Genomic DNA, 19,612 nt, shown 5'->3' with positions numbered 1-19,612 from the left:
GCGAACGGACGGTGACCTGGTCCGCAGCACCCGAGGGCCGCCTCAGGAGGTGACCGTGAACATGATCCGCTCGGTCGTGGAGACGCCGTAGCGATCCGTCTGCGTCACGGTCGCCGTGTGCTCACCCGGAGCGAGGTCCTCCGGCAGATCCAGACGCCACAGGTGACCGGAGGCCTCGGCGACGGAGCCGCCGTGGACCAGCTGCTCCTGGGCAGCCGCCGGATCCGAGAACTCGGCGCCCACGCGCTTGGACTCGCCCTCCAGCCGCTGGGTGCGCTGCGCCTGCTGAGCCGGGCGGCTGTCGATCGAGACCGAGACCTCGGTTCCCGTGCCGCCGGCCCACACGTTCGTGGTCAGCCACGACTCGCCCAGCTCGTCCGCCGAGACCTCGAGCGGGGTCTCGAAGGAGGGTGCCTTCCCGACATTGCGACGGTTCGCGTCGTACCAGTCGCGGTAGGCCGGGGTGTTCAAGCCCAGGGACATCTGCTCCGAGGCCGCCCGCCCGGTGCCGATGAACGAGTCCTCGTACCGGTTGCCGTGGGCCTCCAGCGTGAAGACGCCGGGGACGGCGCCGTCGCGCTGCAGTGCGGTCGGGTAGCCGTCCTCCGTCACGCGCCCGGTGTACCAGTCGCCGGAGATCGCTCCTGCGGTGATGTGGTCGAACGGCAGCTCGTCCACGCCGTAGAGGCTCTTCCAGCCCTCCATGGAATCGCCCTCGCGCATGACCTCCAGCGTGTGGCTGTGCCCGCCGAAGGCGACGGCCGGCCGGTCGCCGATGATGTCGTGGATCGCCTGGACCTGATCCACCTGGTGGCGGTCCGAGCCCTGGTCGTGCCAGTTCAGCAGCGGGATGTGCGTGGCCAGCTCGATCAGCTTGTCCTCGGGGGTGTTCGCGATGTCCTGGCGCAGCCATGCGAGCTGCTCATCGTCGATGCCGCCGTTGTACGTGCCGTTGTAGGGCGCGCCCTGCGAGTGCTGCACGGTGTTCAGCGAGATCACGTGCACGTCGCCGGCGTCGTAGGAGTAGTAGTCCGGACCGAACTGGGACCGGTAGGTGTCGAAGCGGTGGTCATAGTCCGCGTCGAGGTCCAGGTCGTGATTGCCCGGCAGGAAGCGGGCGGGTCCGTTGAGCAGCGACGTCAGTTCGCGGGTCTGGTCGTACAGGTCCAGGTCATCGCCGACGATGTCGCCGATGAACAGCGCACCGCAGCCGGTGAAGTCGGTGCGCTGAGTAAGGTCGGCGAAGGCCCCGCGCAGGGCGTAGTCGACCTCCTCCTGCGTGTAGGTCTGGATGTCGCCGCCGATCAGGCAGCGCTGATCGCGGCTGAGCGTGTCCGTGGTGCGCGTCAGCGGGAAGTCGACGGCATCGGGCAGCGGGCCGGTCGGGTCGATGCCGCCGTAGCGCAGCTCGGGGGAGCCGGCGGGCATGTGGGTGTAGAAGAACTGGGCCACGTTGTCCTCGTCCACGGGGACCTGGTAGCCGGCCGGCTGGGTGAGGAACACCGTCTCGCCGTCGCGCACGGAGATCTCGTAGCGGCCCTGGCGATCGGTGGTGACGATCTTGCGGCCGTTGGAGACCTCCACCCCGGCGATCCCGCGCTCACCGGGGTCTTGCTGCGAGTTGCGGTTGCGGTCGTCGAAGACGGCGCCGTCCAGGACGTCCTGGTCGGCATCGGGACCGGCGGTGACGTCCACCTGGCCGCGGAAGGCCTTGCCGTTCCAGTCGTCTGCGGAGGTGGAGGATCGCGACGGCTCCTGGGCCAGGGCTGGCGCTGGCGCGAGCAGGGTGAGGCTCAGCCCCGCGGTGAGGACGGCGGCGCTGAGCGCGCGTCGCGGGCGAGGATCACGGGAACGGGCAGTGCTGGGGTGGGAGAGGTGCTGGGACATGATGCTCCTGACGGGTGGTGCGGAGGATGCAGATCCGTGCTCGACAGGGCCGGGGAGCGGACCCTGATCGGCCCTCGGCGGGGCGGACAGGTCCAGGCTGACCTGGGAAGATGTCCTCCGCTCCACCTGAGGGTCGACAGCAGTCGACCACTTCCCGTCCCGGTGCCGACGCCTCGGGAAACACTCGGTGCATTGACGTCTGGAGCTGCGTGGGGGTCTTGACGCACGTGGCTCGGTGCTGTGACCTGCGTCGCTGTCGCTGTCGCTGTCGCTGTCGCTGTCGCTGTCGCAGCGAGGAGCGGTCGGGCCCTCGCGCCTCCACAGGGGACCCGTCCGAAGGCCGGCCGGACGGGGGGGCCTCTGCCCGCCTCAGCTGAGGACTGCCATGCAGGAGGCACTGGTGCAATGCGCCGGTGACCTCCTCCCGCCGTCCCGCCCGCGCCCTGCCTCCACGGGGTCGGCAGGAGCCGGGATCTGAACGGGGACGTGGACGGCGGAAGCCGGGCAGACCGAGTGGCGCCTCCGGAGCGGGTCCCGAGGCTCCAGGCGTGCTCGCGCGGCTGTGGCTGCACTCGCAGGAGATGCCCGAGCGGTGGGCGCTGGCACACAGCGCTCGCCGGGAGGAGCGCCTCGAGGCGGCCCAGAGGGCGCTGCGCCCCACCTGGGATCTGCGCCTTGTGCCCGTGGCGCTGAGCGCGTGGGGAGCCGCGCTGCTGGGGACGTCGCAGTCGGAGTCGGTGGGCGCTGCGCTGGGAGCGGTGCTCGAGGTGGATCTCCTGCTGCTCGTCGCAGCGGGACTCGCCATGGTCCTCCTCGTGGCCGTGTTCGCTCGTCGGAGCGGGCGCAGACTGCCCGGGGGAGCAGCACCGGGCTCGCCTCGCGGCCGGACACTGGCCGCCCTGCTGCCGACGGCCGCATTGTGCGCGGTGGTCGTCGTGTGCGTCCTGCTGCGCGCAGGCACCCAGCAGCTGGCGGCCGCCGAGGACATGCGCGGGATGGACGCAGATGCGCAGCGCGTGGTCGTCGAGGTGACCGACCGACCCGTGACATGGCAAAGCGCCACCGCCTCGAGCTTCGGGCCGGGACCGGAGGAGGTCGGCGAAACCTCCAGCGGGGTCGTCGTGCCGGTGCGGCTGAACAGCGGAGCCCGGGCCACCGTCTTCGCCCAGGACGGCCGGTGGGCGAGCCTGCGCAGCGGGGATCGCGCGGAGGCCGTGGTGAGCGCCCCCGAGATCGAGCAGACCGACCTGCAGCTGCGCAGCACCGGCCCGCCGCAGCCGATGACGGAAGCCCAGGACCGCCCGTCCCTGCTCGAGACGGCCACGGAGCGCTTCGCCCTGGCCGCACAGGCCCGCGGACCCGATGCCGCCGGGCTGCTGCCGGGGATGACCTACGGGGACCGCAGCGGACTGGACACCGGACTCGAGAAGGCCATGAAGGTCACGGGCCTGACCCATCTGACCGCCGTCTCCGGCTCCAATTGCGCCCTGGTCATGGCCCTGGCCGGCCAGCTCGCCCTGGGGCTGGGCGCCCGTCGGCGGGTGTGCGTGATGATCGGTCTCGGCGCGCTCGGGCTGTTCGTCGTGCTCGTGGGACCGGACCCCTCCGTGCTGCGCGCGGCGGTGATGGGAGCCGCGGCCGCGCTCGCGGTCCTCTCCGGGCGCGGACCCGTCTCGCTGGCCGCGCTGTCCACGGCCATGTGCGTCCTGCTCGTGATCGATCCGGGCCTGGGCCCCGAGTTCGGCTTCGCCCTCTCCGTGTGTGCCACCGCAGGGATTGTGGTGACCGCCGGACCGCTGACACGGGTCCTGGAGCACCTCATGCCCACGGTCCTCGCGATCGTGCTCGCTGTTCCGCTCGTGGCCCAGCTGTGGTGCGGGCCCGTGCTGGCGCTGCTGACGCCCACCGTGGCCACCTATGCCGTGCCCGCCAACGTGATCGCCGCCCCAGTCGTCCCGCTGATCACCGTGCTCGGACTCGCAGCTCTGATCCTGCTGGGGCTCGGAGGGCCCGTGGGGGAGGCGCTGGGCTCGGCGCTGCTGGAGCCGGGATCGTGGGCGGTGGGGGTGATCGCGCGCTCGGCCCGCTTCTTCGCTGGGCTTCCCGGCTCCACAGCTCCCTGGCTGGGCCCGCCTGCTGGACCGGTGCTCATGCTGATCCTCAGTGCGGGGATGGTAGTGGCCCTGCATCGCCTGGATGCCCGCTGGTTGGAGCGCTCCCGCGTGGGCGAGGTCCGCTCCGGACCGGCACCCGGCCCCGTCTCCGAGGCTGCCTGGATCCGGGCCCGACGACGTGAGCGGGCCTGGCGCAGCGCCGGGCTGATCGTGATCGCGACGGGCATCGCGGCCCTCGTCGCGGTGCTGCGCTGGCCGGATCAGCATGCGGAGCAGTGGTCGGTGCTGGCCTGCGACGTCGGCCAGGGCGATGCCGTGCTGCTGCGCGGCCGCCAGGACGACCGCGAGTCCACGGTCCTGATCGATGCCGGGCCCGATCCGGGTGCGCTGCGCGGCTGCCTGAAGGACGCCGGGGTCGAGCACCTGGACCTGCTGGTGCTCACCCACGACCACGCCGACCACGTGGCCGGCGCCGAGGGCCTGGGGCAGTTCGTGGAGATCGATCGGGTGTGGTGGTCCTCGGCCTCCGGGCGGGCCCCCGAGGAGCTCGCCGGACTGGACGACCGCGCCGCCCGCCCGACGATCGGGCAGCGCTTCGAGGGCGCGGGGCTGGAGCTGCTCGTGCTCGCTCCCGATCCCGCGACGACCCGGATCAGCCCCGAGTCCGAGGACGAGAACAACGCCTCGATCGTCCTGCGCGCCGAGGTCTCCGACGGTTCGCAGCGCTTCTCGATGCTCGCCGCGGGGGACCTGGAGGAGTCGGGGGCCGGTGCCCTGCTGCGCACGGACCCCTCCGTGCTGGACGTGGATCTGCTCAAGGTCTCCCACCACGGCGCGCGCAACGGCGGGGTGGCGATCATCGACGCCGCTTCACCGAGCCTGGCGCTGGCCTCCGTGGGAGCGGACAACGACTACGGCCACCCGCATCCCGTGATCACCGAGCATCTGGCGCAGGGCTCGATCCCCCTGACGCGCACCGACCGGATGGGTGCGGTGGCCATCCACGTGCAGGACGGTGCGCTGGTGGCCCAGACCACCGGGTGAGCCGCCCGAGCCGAAGCCTCCCGGGGCGTCCGAGACGGCGGGACCCAGGCGGCGCGGAAGCTCGAGCAGCAGATGCCCGTCGCAGCTGTGGACCAGCGTCTGCTGTCTGCCGCTCGTGCGATCCTTGAGTACATGACTCCGCCTCGTCGTCGCACCGCCGCAGCCGCCGCCCCCGGAGTCTCCTGGCGCGATGTCGAGCCTGCCCCTCTGATCCTGATCACCGGCAAGGAGGGCTTCCTGATCGCCCGCGCCGTGGACCGGCTGCGGGCCCAGCTGAAGGAATCACGCGGGGCCATCGAGCTCTCGCGAGTGGACGCGTCCGGCTACACGCCGGGTCAGCTCCAGGTGCTGGCCAGCCCGTCGCTGTTCGAGGACCCCAAGCTGATCGTGATCGAGGATCTCGCGCAGATGAGCGAGGACCTGCTCAAGGACGGCCTGGAGTACGTGGGACAGGCGGATCCCGAGGTCGTGGTGGTCTTCGTGCACTCGGGCGGCAATCGCGGCAAGAAGCTGCTCGACGCCCTGAAGGCCAAGGCGGTCGTGGTGGATGCCGCTCCGCTGAAGAACGACCGCGACAAGGTCGAGTTCGTGCGCCACGAGTTCCGCACCCATCAGCGCACGATCGACCCGGATGCCGCCCGAGCGCTGACGCAGGCCGTCGGCAACTCCACGTCCGAGCTCGCCTCGGCGTGCTCGCAGCTGCTCTCGGACGGCCCGGAGCACATCACCTTCGACGTCGTGGAGACCTACTACGGCGGGCGCGTGGAGGCCACGGCCTTCAAGGTCGCCGACGCCGCCCTGGCCGGTCAGCCGGCGGCGGCGCTGAAGCTGTGGCGGCAGGCCCTGGACACCGGCACGGACCCGGTGCCCATGGTCGCGGCCCTGGCCGCCAAGGTGCGGCTCGTGGCCGCCGTGCACGGTGTGAGCGGCAGCGCGAACCAGCTGGCCGGGCAGGTCGGGGGAGCCCCGTGGCAGGTCGAGCGCGCGCAGCAGGAGGCCCGTCGCTTCACGGAGGCGGACATGGTCAAGGCCTTGCGCGCGCTGGCGGAGGCCGATGCTCAGGTCAAGGGCGAGTCCCGCAGCGCGCCGTACGCGGTGGAGAAGGCGATCACCACGATCGCCCTGTCCGGCCGGCGCTGAGGCACGGGCCATCCGACCTGCTCGTCGGTGAGGAGTCGCTCGTGCCGGTCATCTGCGCGGCGAGCTCCGCATCTGAGACTCCTCACGGCAGTTCGACATCCAAAGCCCTCGCGGCGGCTCTGATCGACTCGCGCGCCATGCCGTCGTCGCGGCCACGGAAAAGCGAATGGTCCCGCTCCCTCGAGGGGAGCGGGACCATTCGACGAAGCGCCGCGGTCGCGGCAGCCGGATCCGAGAAGCGGATCAGGCCATCGAGGCGACGCGCTTGGCGAAGCCCGACTTCTTGTTGGCCGCGTTGTTCTTGTGCAGGACGCCCTTGGAGACGGCCTTGTCGTACTTGCGGGAGACGTCGCGCAGTGCGGTCTCGGCAGCGGACTTGTCGCCGGAGGCGACGGCCGAGTCGAGGCGGCGCACGTAGGTCTTCAGCTCCGACTTGTACGCGTTGTTGCGCAGGCGCGACTTCTCGTTCGTCAGGTTGCGCTTCTTCTGGGACTTGATGTTAGCCACAGGTACTCCTCTTCACAGGTTCACGTTGATCGGATCGGTGAGGGCTCACGGCCGACTCTGACTGAGACATGAGAGTGGGGACGCTCGCAACAGTCAGCCGCTGTGCCCGGCGATCAGCGCGGACACACAGCGTACAATCCTACCAGAGCGGGGGCCCGGCGGCCCCGAGGCCTCAGCCGCGTCGCTCGAGCCCCCGGGCGACGTCGTCGAACCGGTCCTTCGGCAGCACCGCGCCCTCGCGGCGCACATCCTCGGGCCGGACCCGGATCACGCGGTCCAGCTTGACCTCGGACGGGCGGCCGTCGCGGTCCCAGGCGCCCGTGCCGATGTCGAGGTAGTCGGCATCCGAGGAGCTCGCGTTGTTGCGGTCCTTGGAGGTCAGCATCAGCACGAGCAGGTACGGGCCGTCGTGCCCGACGATCAGCACGGGCCGGTCCTTGCCCCGGGAGTGGTCCTCCTCGTAGGGCACCCAGGTCCACACGATCTCCCCGGGATCGGGCTCGCCGTCGGGGTCCGGGGCGTAGGACACCGCCACACGGCCCCGGTAGTCGCCAGGGTACTCACCGGACAATCCGCGACCGGAGGAGTGCGACGACGACGGCGACGGCGACGACGAGCGCTGCTGGGATCCGGGACTGTCCCGGGCGGTCGTGGAGGTCGAGGGTCCCGAGCTCGTTCGGCCCGTCTCGCGCTGGAGGCGCTGCACGACCCGATAGCCGCGCAGCAGACCGCGGGCGACCTGCTGGAAGTTGATGTTCATGCCCGCCATTGAACCAGGCCCGCTGCCCGGGACCGGCTGAGGCCTCGCCGAGGGCTGGGGCACAGCATCGGCTGGGCGCGGTCGTCGCGACGAGCGCGGCGCAGAGGACATGAGACACTGGGCCATTGATCCGCCCTGCCCGTCGGGCGCCGAGCACTGAACAGCCGCGCGTCCGGATCGACCAAGAGAGGCCCCGCCTTGTCCCCACTGGCCGCCCATCCGCCGGTGCCCGCGCGCACCGACCAGTCGGTGCTGCGCAACTTCTGCATCATCGCGCACATCGACCACGGCAAGTCGACGCTGGCCGATCGCATGCTGCAGTCGACCGGCGTGGTCACGCCGCGTGAGATGAAGGCTCAGTACCTGGACCGCATGGACATCGAGCGCGAGCGCGGCATCACGATCAAGTCGCAGGCGGTGCGCATGCCCTGGGGCGTGAACGGCACCGACTACGCCCTCAACATGATCGACACCCCGGGCCACGTGGACTTCACCTATGAGGTCTCCCGCTCGCTGGCCGCCTGCGAGGGCGCGCTGCTGCTGGTGGACGCCGCGCAGGGGATCGAGGCGCAGACCCTGGCCAACCTCTACCTGGCCATGGAGAACGACCTCACCATCATCCCGGTGCTCAACAAGATCGACCTGCCGGCCGCTCAGCCGGAGAAGTACGCCGAGGAGATCGGCAACCTGATCGGCGAGGACCCGGAGCGCGTGCTGCGGGTCTCCGGCAAGACGGGGGAGGGCGTCGAGGAGCTGCTGGACCGCATCGTGGAGGAGATCCCGGCGCCGTCGGGCGATCCCGAGGCTCCCGCCCGTGCCATGATCTTCGACTCCGTGTTCGACACCTACCGCGGCGTGGTCACCTACGTGCGGCTCTTCGACGGCAGCCTCAAACCGCGCGAGCGCATCGAGATGATGTCCACCGGGGCCCAGCACGAGCTGCTCGAGATCGGCGTGATGTCGCCGGAGCCCAAGCCCACCGACGGCCTGGCCGCGGGGGAGACCGGCTACCTCATCACCGGTGTGAAGGACGTCCGCCAGTCCCGTGTGGGCGACACCGTCACCACCGCCGTCAAGGGCGCTGAGCAGGAGCTCGGCGGCTACGAGGACCCCAAGCCCATGGTCTTCTCCGGGCTGTTCCCGATCGACGGCTCCGACTACCCGGTGCTGCGCGACGCCCTGGAGAAGCTGCAGCTCAACGACGCCGCCCTGGTCTGGGAGCCCGAGACCTCCACGGCGCTGGGCTTCGGCTTCCGCTGCGGCTTCCTGGGCCTGCTGCACCTGGAGATCACGCGCGAGCGCCTCGAGCGCGAGTACAACCTGGATCTGATCGCCACGGCGCCGTCGGTGTCCTACGACGTCACGACCGAGGACGGCACCGAGCTGCTGGTCACCAACCCGTCCGAGTTCCCCGAGGGCAAGATCAAGGAGATCCGCGAGCCGATGGTCGCGGCCACGATCCTCGCGCCGTCGGAGTTCGTGGGCACCATCATGGAGCTCGCCCAGTCCAAGCGCGGCCAGATGGGCGGCATGGACTACCTCTCCGAGGACCGCGTGGAGCTGCGCTACCGCCTGCCGCTGGCCGAGATCGTGGTGGGCTTCTTCGACCAGCTGAAGTCCAAGACCCGCGGCTACGCCTCCTTGGACTGGAAGGCCGACGGCGACGAGGTCTCCGAGCTCGTGAAGGTCGATCTCCTGCTGCAGGGGGAGCGCGTGGACGCCTTCTCCGCGATCACCCACAAGGACAAGGCCTACTCCTACGGCACCACCATGGCGAACAAGCTGCGCGAGCTCATCCCGCGCCAGCAGTTCGAGGTCCCCGTCCAGGCGGCGATCGGCTCGCGGATCATCGCACGAGAGAACATCCGGGCCATCCGCAAGGACGTGCTCTCCAAGTGCTACGGCGGCGACATCACCCGCAAGCGCAAGCTGCTCGAGAAGCAGAAGGAGGGCAAGAAGCGCATGAAGATGGTCGGTCGCGTGGAGGTCCCCCAGGAGGCCTTCGTGGCAGCGCTGTCGGCGGACGAGCCGGAGAAGAAGAAATAGTCGTGAGCTGCGGCCCGGCCGTGGTGGCCGTCTCGGCGAAGCGGCGCACGCAGGACGCCTGGGGAACGGCCCGCGATGCCAGCGGACGGCTCCAGGCGGCCTGGGTGCTCGACGGGGCCACAGCGCTGGGCGCCCAGGACCCCCGCAGCGCCGACGAGCAGGTCGCCCGCTTCGCCTGGAGGCTCTCCGCAGCCCTGCGCGCGATCCTCGCCGACGCCGGAGCTCGAGCGCGCAGCCAGCCCCTGCACCAGATCGTCGAGGCCGCCCGCGCCGAGGCCCAGCGCGGCATCGAGATCGGCTGGCCCGGGGCCGAGATCCCCACGGCCACGCTGTCGCTGATCCGGCGCACCGCCCAGGGCCTCGAGTGCTTCGCGCTGGGGGACTCGCCGCTGTGGCTCGAGGACAGTGGGCAGATCCTGGAGGTCGTCGATCCGCAGTTCGCCGGCGGCGACGCCCGAGTGCTGCGCCGCTGGCACGAGCTGCGAGCACAGGGCCGCAGCGCTGAGGCCGCCTACGCCGAGCTTCTCGAGGCGCAGGTGCGGGACCGGCGCACACGCAGCACCGAGGACGGGCTGTGGATCCTCGGCGGCTCGCCGCAGGCCGCGCAACATGCCCGCGTGGAGCTGATCCCCGGGGCCGAGCAGCGGCGCGTGTGTCTGCTCACCGACGGTCTGGAGCGCGTGGTCGATCCCTTCGCGATCACCGGTCGGCGCGGGCTCTTCGAGGCGCTGCACAGCGGTTCGGCCGGCTCCCTCGCCCAGCGCCTGCGTAGGCTCGAGCGAGCGGATCCCCGCCGCGTGCGCGAGCCCCGGATGACCGTGCACGACGACATCACCGGCCTGGCGATCACGCTCTGAGCTGCACGAGAGCGCCGTCCTGGAGTTCACGTCGAACGTGAAGTCCATGCGAATAATCCAAACCTGAAGTAGAACTCGAAGGATGAAGATGCCCTCTCTGCCCGATGGCGAGACCCCTCCGGAGGACGGGCTGCTCCCGGAGACCGCCGCTCACGGAAGCGACGAGCGGACCCTGAGCCTGTACGTGCACGTGCCGTTCTGCTCCGTGCGCTGCGGCTACTGCGACTTCAACACGTACACCGCCCTGGAGCTGGGCCCCGACGTCTCGCAGGCGGCCTACCACCTCGAGGCCGTGCGCGAGATCGAGTTCGCCCGCGAGGCGCTCGAGCGCTCCGGGGCGGCGCGCCGCGGACTGCACTCCGTCTTCTTCGGCGGGGGCACGCCCACCCGGCTGGCGTCCTCGGCGCTCGTGGAGATCCTGGACAGCGCCCGCGGGAGCTTCGGTCTGCTGGAGGGCGCGGAGGTCACCACCGAGGCCAACCCCGACTCGGTGACCCGGGAGGACCTGCAGACGCTGGCCGACGGAGGATTCACCCGCGTGTCCTTCGGCGTCCAGTCCGCGGTGCCGCACGTCCTGCGCACCCTGGAGCGCACCCACGATCCCGCGAACGTCCCGAGGGTCGTGCAGTGGGCCAAGGAGGCCGGGCTGTCCGTGAGCACGGATCTGATCTACGGCACGCCGGGGGAGTCGCCCGAGGACTGGAGGGAGTCGCTGCGCCAGGCCATCTCCCTGGAGCCGGACCACCTCTCCGCCTACTCCCTGATCGTGGAGGACGGCACGCGCATGGCGGCGCAGATGCGCCGCGGCGACGTGGACCCGGTGGACCCGGACGACCAGGCGGAGAAGTACGGGATCGCCGAGCAGATGCTCTCCGAGGCAGGCTTCGAGTGGTACGAGATCTCCAACTGGTCCCGGGTCGCGGGCGGGCGCAGCGCGCTGGAGAACCGCTCGACGCACAACCTCGCCTACTGGCACAACCAGGACTGGTGGGGCGTCGGCCCCGGCGCCCACAGCCACGTGGGCGGCGTGCGCTGGTGGAACCGCAAGCACCCCATGCCGTACGCGCAGACGGTGCGCAGGGGCCTCTCTCCCGCCGTGGGCCGCGAGCAGCTCGACGACGACACCCGGTACATGGAGCGCGTGATGCTCGAATCCCGCATCGCCGACGGCATGCCGCTGACGGCGCTGCGTCCGGAGGGGCGCGAGCAGATCGCGGGGCTGGTGGCCGAGGAGCTGATCGACGGCCGCAGCGCGCTGAAGGGCCGGCTCGTGCTCACGCTGCGCGGCCGCCTGCTCGGGGACGCCGTGGTGCGGCGGCTGCTCGTCGACTGAGCCGCAGGGCTCTCGGACCCGTCGGAACGGCCGGTCCACGGCCGGGCACACCTGCGGCTGACATGCAGAAGGCCCCGCCGAAGCGGGGCCCTCTGCGCGTGCCGCGGGGCGTCCGGGTCAGTTCTGCGCGCCGGCACCCGGCTCGGGGGCATCAGCGGTGCGGCCGCTGGGGGTGACGACCTGGCCCTGGGCTGTGACCGGACCGGAGGTCTCGCGCTCCCGGCGGCGCTCCTGGCGTCGGCTGGCCAGGGCGTCGTAGAGGTACCAGTTGAGGCGGTAGCGGTACGGACGCCCGGAGTTGGCGGAGACGGCTGCGGCGACCGAGGAGATGGCGAGGATCAGCCAGGCTGCGGCGGCCAGGATGGCGAAGATCCAGCCGACCCACGGGATGAAGGCCAGCAGCGCGCCGGCGATCACCACGAGGGTGGGCAGCAGCGTGAAGTTGGCGGCCTCCAGGGACTCCTGCTCGGTGAAGCGGGCGCGGCCCCTGGCCCAGCGGTGGATGATCATGCTGGGCACGCAGCCGACCACTCCGAGCATGTGCGTCAGCGTGGCCAGCTGCTGATCGTCCGAGACGGAGACCGGACCGGGCTGTGCGCTGAGCCCCTCGTACTCGTTCGGCGCCAGGGCCGCCTGGTCGTCGGAGCCGAGGTCGTCCGGCTCGGCACCGGAGTCGCTGAGACGCTGGGGGTTGCTGCTGGAGACGGCCACTGTCCACCTTCGAGGTCGTGTGACCGGCAGGGCCGGTCGTGCGGGCGCCGCAGGTCCCCTGGGGGTCGGGGAGGCGCTCGGGTCCTGCACAGTCTAGCCGCTGACGGCCTCCGAGGGCTTCGTGCGAGGCCCCGTGTGACGGGTTGCTCAGGCGCTGCCGGGGACCGTGACGAAGTCGATGAGCTCCTCGACGCGCCCGAGCAGCGCCGGCTCCAGATCGGCGTAGGTGTCCACGCGGGAGAGGATCGAGCTCCAGGCCCGTCCGATGTCCTCGGGGGTCTCGTGCGGCCAGCCCAGTCCGCGGCAGATCCCGGTCTTCCAATCGATCCCGCGCGGCACCTCGGGCCAGGCGCGGATGCCCATGGCGCTGGGCTTCACGGCCTGCCAGATGTCGATGTACGGGTGGCCCAGCACCGCCACGTTGCCGGGGGCGGACGGCACCCGCATGGCCTGCTCGGCGATCCGGGACTCCTTGGAGCCTGCGACCAGGTGATCGACCAGGATGCCCAGGCGCCGCGACGGCCCGGGGGAGAACTCCGCGACGGCCGCGGCCAGATCGTCCACGCCGTGCAGCGGCTCGACCACGATGCCCTCGACCGCCAGGTCGTGGCCCCAGACCTTCGCGACCAGCTCGGCGTCGTGCTTGCCCTCGACCCAGATGCGGGAGGCCTGGGCCGTGCGGGCGCGGAAGCCCTCCACCTCGACCGACCCGGAGCGGGTGCGCGCGGGAGCCTTGGGGGCGCTGCGGCGCTGAGGCTCGGCCGCGATCACGGGCTCGCCCTCGAAGAGGAAGCCGGGTCCCAGGGGGAAGCTGCGGATCCTGCCCCGACGGTCCTCGAGGCTGAGCACGCGCATGCCGCCGATCGTCTCCAGACGCACTACGGCCCCGACCCAGCCGGTCTCGAACTCCTCGAGGACCATGCCGCGGGCCACCGGCAGCTGACGCGGCTCGGGCGGGCGGTTCGAGGCGGACAGGTCGCTGAGGGAGCGCGGTCCCCAGGACGAAGGGGGCATGGAGGCCTCCAGATCGACGGACGTGGTGGTGCGGTGCGCCGGAGGGGGCGCCTCCGGGCGGATCAGCGGCGAGCGTACCAATGCCCCGGTGCGAGCGCGGAGGCGTGAGCCCGCCTACACTGGCTTAGCAGTGTGTGCCCCCGAGTGCCAGAATGGTCCTCCGAGCGAGCACGCACAGCGCAGGAAGGAGCGGAACATGGATCACCCCCGGCGACTGCAGGTCCTGCAGGCCATCGTGGAGGACTATGTCCACTCCCGGGAGCCGGTGGGCTCCCAGGCCCTCGTCGAGCGCCACGCCCTCGGCGTGTCCTCGGCGACCGTGCGCAACGACATGGGCGTGCTGGAGGAGGAGGGCCTGATCATGGCCCCCCACACCTCCTCGGGTCGGATCCCCACGGCCAAGGGGTATCGCGAGTTCGTCGACCGGATCGCGGCGGTCCAGCCGCTGACCCCGGCCCGGCGCCGCGCGATCCAGACCCTGCTCGAGGGCGCCGACGGCATCGACGACGTCATGGAGCGCACGGTGCGCCTGCTCTCGCAGCTCACCCACCAGGTGGCGGTCGTGCAGTACCCGTCGGTGAGCTCGGCCGCGCTGCGGCACCTGGAGCTGGTGCGCATGGACGAGCACCAGGTCCTGCTGGTCGTGATCCCCACCGACGGCCGGGTCTCCCAGCGGATGCTGCGCATGCCCGAGCCGGTGGCCGAGTCCGTCGTCCTGGATGCCCGGGCGAGGCTGCTGGGCGCGGTCGTCGGGCATCCGCTGGCCGGAGCCGGTGCGGCCGTGATGGCCGCGGCCCAGCAGGCGCCCCCGGCCGAGCAGCCCCTGCTGGAGGCGGCGGCCGCGGCCGTGGCCGCCGTGCTGGACAGCGCGTCCGGGCAGCGCATGCTGCTGGCAGGCACCGCGAACCTGGCCCAGTCCACCGACGACTTCCGCCGCAGCATCGGCCCCGTGCTGGAGGCGCTCGAAGAGCAGGTCACCCTCCTGCAGCTGCTCTCGGAGATGGAGCAGGACGAGCGCGGGGTGGCCGTGCGCATCGGCGCGGAGGACTCGTCGGACCCGCTGGTCGAGACCTCTGTCGTCGCCACCGGATACGGTCCGCAGCGCAGGGCCAAGCTCGGCGTGCTGGGTCCCACCCGCATGGACTACCCGCAGACCATGGCGGCGGTGCGCGCCGTGGCCAGCTACCTCTCGCGCTCGCTGCCCAGCTGAGCCGCACCGAACAGACTCGCGCTCTCCTCGAGCCCGGCCATGCGCCCGGCGAGGGGCGCGCAGACCACGAATCCCAGAGATGACGAGGACGGAACGACCTGTGAGCGATCACTACGAGACCCTGGGCGTGTCCCGGGACGCCTCCGCCGAGGAGATCAAGCGCGCCTACCGCAAGAAGGCCCGTCAGCTGCACCCGGACGTCAACCCGTCGCCGGATGCCGCCGATGAGTTCAAGCGCGTCTCCCACGCCAACGACGTCCTCTCCGACCCGGAGAAGCGGCGCATCTACGACGCCACCGGCAATGAGAACGGCGAGTCCGGCTTCGGCGGAGGCGGCTTCGGCGGCGGCGGGTTCGGGGGCTTCGGCGACATCTTCGACGCCTTCTTCCAGGGCGGCGGAGCCCAGGGCCCCAAGTCCCGCACGCGCCAGGGCCAGGACGCCCTGATCACCGTGGACGTCTCCCTGCAGGAGGCCGTCTTCGGCACCCAGAAGCGGATCACGGTGGACACCGCGGTCGTGTGCCCCGAGTGCCAGGGCACCTGCTGCCAGCCGGGCACCCACCCCGAGCAGTGCACCGACTGCGGCGGCCAGGGCCAGGTCCGCCAGCCCATCCGCTCGCCCCTGGGCACCGTGATGACCGTGGCCGAGTGCCCCACCTGCCGCGGCTACGGCGATGTCATCAAGTCCCCGTGCCAGGAGTGCTACGGCCACGGGCGCGTGCGCGACAAGCGCCCGCTGAACGTCAAGATCCCCGCCGGCGTGCGCAGCGGAGTGCGCATCCGCCTGTCGGGGCAGGGCGAGGCCGGCGTGGCCGGCGGCCCCAGCGGCGACCTGTACGTGGAGACCAAGGTCACCCAGGACCCCACGTTCACCCGCGACGGCGACGACCTGCACGTCACCGTGCAGATCCCCATGACCTCGGCCGCGCTGGGCACCACCCTCAAGCTCGACACCTTCGACGGCCCCCAGGAGATCTCGATCCCCGCAGGCACCCAGTCGGGTCAGACCCGCCGGGTCGAGGGCCTGGGCTCCACCCGCCTGCGCAGCCAGAGCGGGGAGCGCGGCGATCTGGTGGTGCACCTGGAGGTCGAGACCCCCGAGGACCTCACCGGCGAGCAGCGCGAGCTGCTCACCCGGCTGGCCTCCCTGCGCGGCGAGGAGCAGCACACCGGAACCGCCGTGAGCCGCACGCAGGAGCGCGGGGGCGGCGGCGGGTTCTTCTCGCGGCTGCGCGACCGCTTCGCGGATCAGTGAGGCGCCGGACATGACCACGCTGCCCGTCTTCCTCGCCGAGACCGAGATGCTCGGCGCCGGCGCGGGGGAGCAGATCGTGCTCAGCGGCCCTGAGGCCCGCCACGCCGCCACCGTGCGGCGCCTGAGCACCGGCGAGCGGCTCGAGCTCGTCGACGGCCGCGGGCTGCGGGTCACCGGCAGCGTCGTGAGCGCCGCCGGCGACCGGATCGAGCTGCGCGTCGAGGACTCCGTTGAGGAGCCGGCGCGCAGCCCCGAGCTGGTCCTCGTGCAGGCCCTGGCCAAGGGCGACCGTGATCTGCAGGCCGTCGAGTCCTGCACCGAGCTCGGCGTCGAGGCCGTCATCCCGTGGCAGGCCGAGCGCTCGATCGCCAAGCTGCGCCCCGAGCGCCAGGCCAAGCAGCTGGCCAAGTGGGAGTCCGCCCTGACTTCGGCGGCCAAGCAGTCCCGACGGGCTCGCTGGCCGCAGCTGCGCGAGCCGGTCACGAGCTCCTCGCTGGCCCGGCTCATCGAGGAGGCGCCGGGCACGCGCTGGCTGGTCCTGCACGAGAGCGCGCAGCAGCGTCTCACCGAGCTGCTTCCGGAGCTCGCGTCCCACGAGGACCTGGAGGGGATCGGGCTGATCGTGGGCCCGGAGGGCGGCGTCTCGGACACCGAGCTCGAGCGCTTCGTGCAGGCCGGGGCTCAGCCGATGCTGCTGGGCCCGGAGGTCCTGCGCTCCTCCACGGCAGGGGCCGCTGCCGTGGCCGTGCTGTCCTGCGCTCTCGGGCGCTGGTGAGCATCCACGGCGGCACAGCCGCCCGCCGGCGCGTCGCACCGGCGCGATAGCATGGGCCCTCGAACCGCACCTCGGCCTGCACCAGCTGCAGCCTCCCGTGCGGAGCAGACCACGCGCAGCGCAACGGAAGGCGGCAGCGGCCACACGGCCCTCACCATGGATCACAGCACCCTCTCGGACACCGAAGCGGACCCGCAGCGTCCCGTCGGGGCACCCGCGCAGGACACGTCCCCGGAGCAGGAGCGCGTGCGGCGCACCGTCGTCTTCCACGACCGCGAGACCATGGTGCGCAGCATCGGCCAGGCCGATTCCGCGCTGACCCAGATCGAGCTGGCCCGTCCGGGCACCCATCTGCGCGCCCACGACCTCACCGTCTCGGTCGACGGCCGCGCGGAGGACGTCGCCGTCGTCGTCGCGCTGCTCGAGGAGATCCGAGCCCTGGCCTCCCAGGGGACGCTCGTCACCCCGCAGGTGATCGCGCAGCTGATGGGCATCCTGGGCAGGGATGCGGCGGCACGGCCCTCGAGCGCTCTGAACCAGGACATCCTCAGCTCGCGCGGGCGCACCATCCGCCCCAAGACGATCAACCAGAAGCTCTACGTGGACGCCATCGACGACCACACCGTGACCTTCGGCATCGGCCCGGCCGGCACGGGCAAGACGTACCTGGCCATGGCCAAGGCGGTGCAGGCACTGCAGCGCAAGGAGGTCTCGCGGCTGATCCTCACGCGTCCCGCGGTCGAGGCCGGCGAGCGGCTGGGCTTCCTGCCCGGCTCCCTCAACGAGAAGATCGACCCCTACCTGCGGCCGCTCTTCGATGCCCTGCACGAGATGCTCGACCCGGACGCGATTCCCAAGCTCATGGAGGCCGGGACCATCGAGGTGGCCCCGCTGGCCTACATGCGCGGGCGCACGCTCAACGACTCCTTCATCATCCTCGACGAGGCCCAGAACACCACGCCCGAGCAGATGAAGATGTTCCTCACGCGCCTGGGCTTCGGCTCCAAGATCGTGGTCACCGGCGACATCACCCAGGTGGACCTGCCCGGCGGCACATCCTCGGGCCTGCGCCAGGTCGAGCACATCCTCCACGGCGTCGAGGACATCGCCTTCCCGGAGCTGACCAGCGACGATGTCGTGCGCCACGAGCTGGTGGGGCGGATCGTCGATGCCTACGAGGTCTTCGGCGTGACCAACCGCCGGCGCCAGGAGCGCCGCGAGCGCAAGGACGCCCGTCGTGAGGCCGCAGCCCAGCGCGGGACGTCGCAGGACGCACAGGAGCGGCAGGGGGAGGACGCATGAGCGTCGAGTTCGACATCCGCCCGCTGCCGGAGGACGCCACGGCCGCCGATCGCGCCAGCTGGGAGGCGTACGTCCCGGCGCGGCAGCGGGAGCTGATCGAGCACTGCTTCCGCGAGCTGCACCTGTCGAAGTCCGTCGAGCTGTCGATCGCCGTGGTCGACGAGGACGAGATGTCCGAGCTGCACGTGCAGTGGATGGATCTTCCCGGGCCCACCGACGTCCTGTCCTTCCCCATGGACGAGCTGCGCGCCGGCACCGCCCAGGAGCCGACCGAGGGCGTGCTCGGGGACATCGTGCTGTGCCCGCCGGTGGCCGCCAGGCAGGCCGCCGAGGCCGGGCACAGCACCGAGGACGAGTTCGCCCTGCTGACCGTGCACGGCATCCTGCACCTGCTCGGCCACGACCATGCCGAGGACGACGAGCGCACGACCATGTTCGCCCTGCAGCGACAGCTGCTCAGCGGCTTCCTGGGCCGGCAGGCCCCCGCCGAGACCATCCGCTGAACCGCCGCCGAGCGCAACGCAGCGGCCATCCCGTCCTCACCACGACACCTGAGAGCAGCACCTGAAGATGAGCGAGACAACCCGGACCGGCGGCCCCGCGCAGTGGGATGACCCCGCACAGACGCGCGCGGGCTTCGCCGTCTTCGTGGGACGGCCCAACGTCGGCAAGTCCACGCTGACCAATGCGCTGGTCGGCGAGAAGATCGCGATCACGTCCAACCGCCCGCAGACCACGCGCCACACCATCCGCGGGATCGTGCACCGGGACAGCGGCCAGCTCGTGCTCGTCGACACGCCGGGGGTCCACCGCCCGCGCACGCTGCTGGGGGAGCGGCTCAACGAGCTCGTGAGCGAGACCCTCAGCGAGGTCGACGTCCTGGGCATCTGCATCCCGGCGGACGAGAAGATCGGCCCCGGCGACCGCTTCATCGCCCAGCAGCTTGCCAGTGCTGGGCGCAAGCCGATCGTCGCGATCATCACCAAGGCGGACAAGGTCGATCGCGGGGAGCTCGCCGAGCAGCTCATGGCCGTGGAGGCCATGGGTCGCGAGGTGCTCACCGCGGAGCACGTGGAGTTCCAGCGCCGTCAGGCCATCAGGGCCAGGAAGCGCGGGCGCGACTACACGCCGACTCCGGTGCCCGAGGACATCGGATTCGCCGATGTCATCCCCGTCTCGGCGGTCGACAGCTTCAAGCTCGAGGAGCTGGCCGAGCTGCTGATCTCGCATATGCCGATCTCCCCGCCCCTGTACCCGGACGGCGACCTCACGGACGAGCCGGAGATGACGCTCGTGGCCGAGCTCGTGCGCGAGGCGGCCCTGGAGGGCGTGCGCGACGAGCTGCCGCACTCCCTGGCTGCCGTGTGCGACGACATGATCCCGCGCGAGGACCGGCCCGAGGACGATCCCATGCTGGACGTGCACGTCTCGCTGTATGTGGAGCGCCCGTCGCAGAAGGCCATCGTGATCGGCAAGCAAGGGGCCCGCCTCCGCGAGATCGGCGCCACGTCCCGTGCTTCGATCGAGCGGCTGCTCGGCACCCGGGTCTACCTCAGCCTGCACGTGAAGGTGGCCAAGGAATGGCAGCGCGACCCGCGGCAGATGTCACGGCTCGGCTTCTAAAAGCCCCGAGGCCACCCCCCCAGATCGACCGGAA

Annotated in this window: 16 protein-coding genes; 11 read left to right on the top strand and 5 right to left on the bottom strand. The window is 71.4% G+C overall.

The features are described from left to right. Window positions 1-42 precede the first annotated feature (42 nt). Complete coding sequence (locus tag RF645_RS00550; RefSeq protein ID WP_006213257.1) at window positions 43-1,887, bottom strand: calcineurin-like phosphoesterase family protein; 1,845 nt, start codon at window positions 1,885-1,887, stop codon at window positions 43-45. A 548-nt stretch (window positions 1,888-2,435) separates the two neighbouring features. Here RF645_RS00550 and RF645_RS00545 point away from each other — a divergent pair. Together RF645_RS00545 and holA are read left to right on the top strand one after the other, a co-directional pair. Beyond that, window positions 2,436-5,045 carry a ComEC/Rec2 family competence protein gene (locus RF645_RS00545; protein WP_006213255.1) on the top strand — a complete coding sequence of 870 codons (2,610 nt, stop codon included), beginning with the start codon at window positions 2,436-2,438 and terminating at the stop codon, window positions 5,043-5,045. 72 nt (window positions 5,046-5,117) lie between these two features. After that, on the top strand, window positions 5,118-6,185 hold the full coding sequence (gene holA, locus RF645_RS00540) for a DNA polymerase III subunit delta (protein WP_006213254.1): 1,068 nt from the start codon (window positions 5,118-5,120) through the stop codon (window positions 6,183-6,185). A 243-nt stretch (window positions 6,186-6,428) separates the two neighbouring features. On the opposite strand, the gene rpsT is transcribed toward holA, so the two are convergent. Together rpsT and RF645_RS00530 are read right to left on the bottom strand one after the other, a co-directional pair. Then, a complete protein-coding gene (gene rpsT / locus RF645_RS00535; RefSeq protein WP_006213253.1) occupies window positions 6,429-6,692 on the bottom strand; it encodes a 30S ribosomal protein S20 in 264 nt (87 codons plus the stop codon). 172 nt (window positions 6,693-6,864) lie between these two features. Beyond that, complete coding sequence (locus RF645_RS00530) at window positions 6,865-7,452, bottom strand: type II toxin-antitoxin system PemK/MazF family toxin (RefSeq protein ID WP_100244579.1); 588 nt, start codon at window positions 7,450-7,452, stop codon at window positions 6,865-6,867. 198 nt (window positions 7,453-7,650) lie between these two features. On the opposite strand from RF645_RS00530, the gene lepA reads away from it, so the two are divergent. The 3 genes from lepA to hemW all read left to right on the top strand — a co-directional run bounded on the left by lepA (window position 7,651) and on the right by hemW (window position 11,688). Continuing rightward, window positions 7,651-9,498, top strand: a complete 1,848-nt coding sequence (gene lepA / locus RF645_RS00525) for a translation elongation factor 4 (RefSeq protein ID WP_024290505.1) — start codon at window positions 7,651-7,653, stop codon at window positions 9,496-9,498. 2 nt (window positions 9,499-9,500) lie between these two features. Beyond that, the gene (locus tag RF645_RS00520) at window positions 9,501-10,355 is read left to right on the top strand and encodes a hypothetical protein (RefSeq protein ID WP_368818371.1); all 855 of its coding nucleotides are present in this window, start codon (window positions 9,501-9,503) and stop codon (window positions 10,353-10,355) included. Between the two features lie 88 nt (window positions 10,356-10,443). Next, a complete protein-coding gene (gene hemW, locus RF645_RS00515; RefSeq protein ID WP_368818370.1) occupies window positions 10,444-11,688 on the top strand; it encodes a radical SAM family heme chaperone HemW in 1,245 nt (414 codons plus the stop codon). A gap of 117 nt (window positions 11,689-11,805) precedes the next feature. Here hemW and RF645_RS00510 read toward each other — a convergent pair whose 3' ends face one another. Together RF645_RS00510 and RF645_RS00505 are read right to left on the bottom strand one after the other, a co-directional pair. After that, a complete protein-coding gene (locus RF645_RS00510; RefSeq protein WP_368818369.1) occupies window positions 11,806-12,399 on the bottom strand; it encodes a DUF4870 domain-containing protein in 594 nt (197 codons plus the stop codon). Between the two features lie 147 nt (window positions 12,400-12,546). After that, a complete protein-coding gene (locus RF645_RS00505; RefSeq protein WP_024290501.1) occupies window positions 12,547-13,413 on the bottom strand; it encodes a DUF3097 domain-containing protein in 867 nt (288 codons plus the stop codon). 196 nt (window positions 13,414-13,609) lie between these two features. Between RF645_RS00505 and hrcA the strand changes: the two genes are divergently transcribed. The 6 genes from hrcA to RF645_RS00475 all read left to right on the top strand — a co-directional run bounded on the left by hrcA (window position 13,610) and on the right by RF645_RS00475 (window position 19,578). After that, window positions 13,610-14,623, top strand: a complete 1,014-nt coding sequence (hrcA, locus tag RF645_RS00500) for a heat-inducible transcriptional repressor HrcA (protein ID WP_368818368.1) — start codon at window positions 13,610-13,612, stop codon at window positions 14,621-14,623. Between the two features lie 100 nt (window positions 14,624-14,723). Then, window positions 14,724-15,878, top strand: coding sequence for a molecular chaperone DnaJ (gene dnaJ, locus RF645_RS00495; protein WP_368818367.1), 1,155 nt, complete (start codon window positions 14,724-14,726; stop codon window positions 15,876-15,878). Window positions 15,879-15,888: 10 nt separating this feature from the next. Continuing rightward, on the top strand, window positions 15,889-16,653 hold the full coding sequence (locus RF645_RS00490) for a 16S rRNA (uracil(1498)-N(3))-methyltransferase (protein ID WP_368818366.1): 765 nt from the start codon (window positions 15,889-15,891) through the stop codon (window positions 16,651-16,653). 282 nt (window positions 16,654-16,935) lie between these two features. Further along, on the top strand, window positions 16,936-17,955 hold the full coding sequence (locus tag RF645_RS00485; protein ID WP_249933811.1) for a PhoH family protein: 1,020 nt from the start codon (window positions 16,936-16,938) through the stop codon (window positions 17,953-17,955). Next, window positions 17,952-18,458, top strand: coding sequence for an rRNA maturation RNase YbeY (ybeY, locus tag RF645_RS00480; protein WP_171004124.1), 507 nt, complete (start codon window positions 17,952-17,954; stop codon window positions 18,456-18,458). The genes RF645_RS00485 and ybeY overlap by 4 nt, the downstream gene beginning before the upstream one ends. 67 nt (window positions 18,459-18,525) lie before the next feature. Then, complete coding sequence (locus RF645_RS00475; RefSeq protein ID WP_137802344.1) at window positions 18,526-19,578, top strand: GTPase Era; 1,053 nt, start codon at window positions 18,526-18,528, stop codon at window positions 19,576-19,578. Window positions 19,579-19,612 lie beyond the last annotated feature (34 nt).

It is taken from the genome of Kocuria sp. CPCC 205260 (assembly GCF_040981045.1).
GTDB classification, from domain to species: domain Bacteria; phylum Actinomycetota; class Actinomycetes; order Actinomycetales; family Micrococcaceae; genus Kocuria; species Kocuria palustris.
This window is presented reverse-complemented; position numbering and strand designations above follow the sequence as displayed.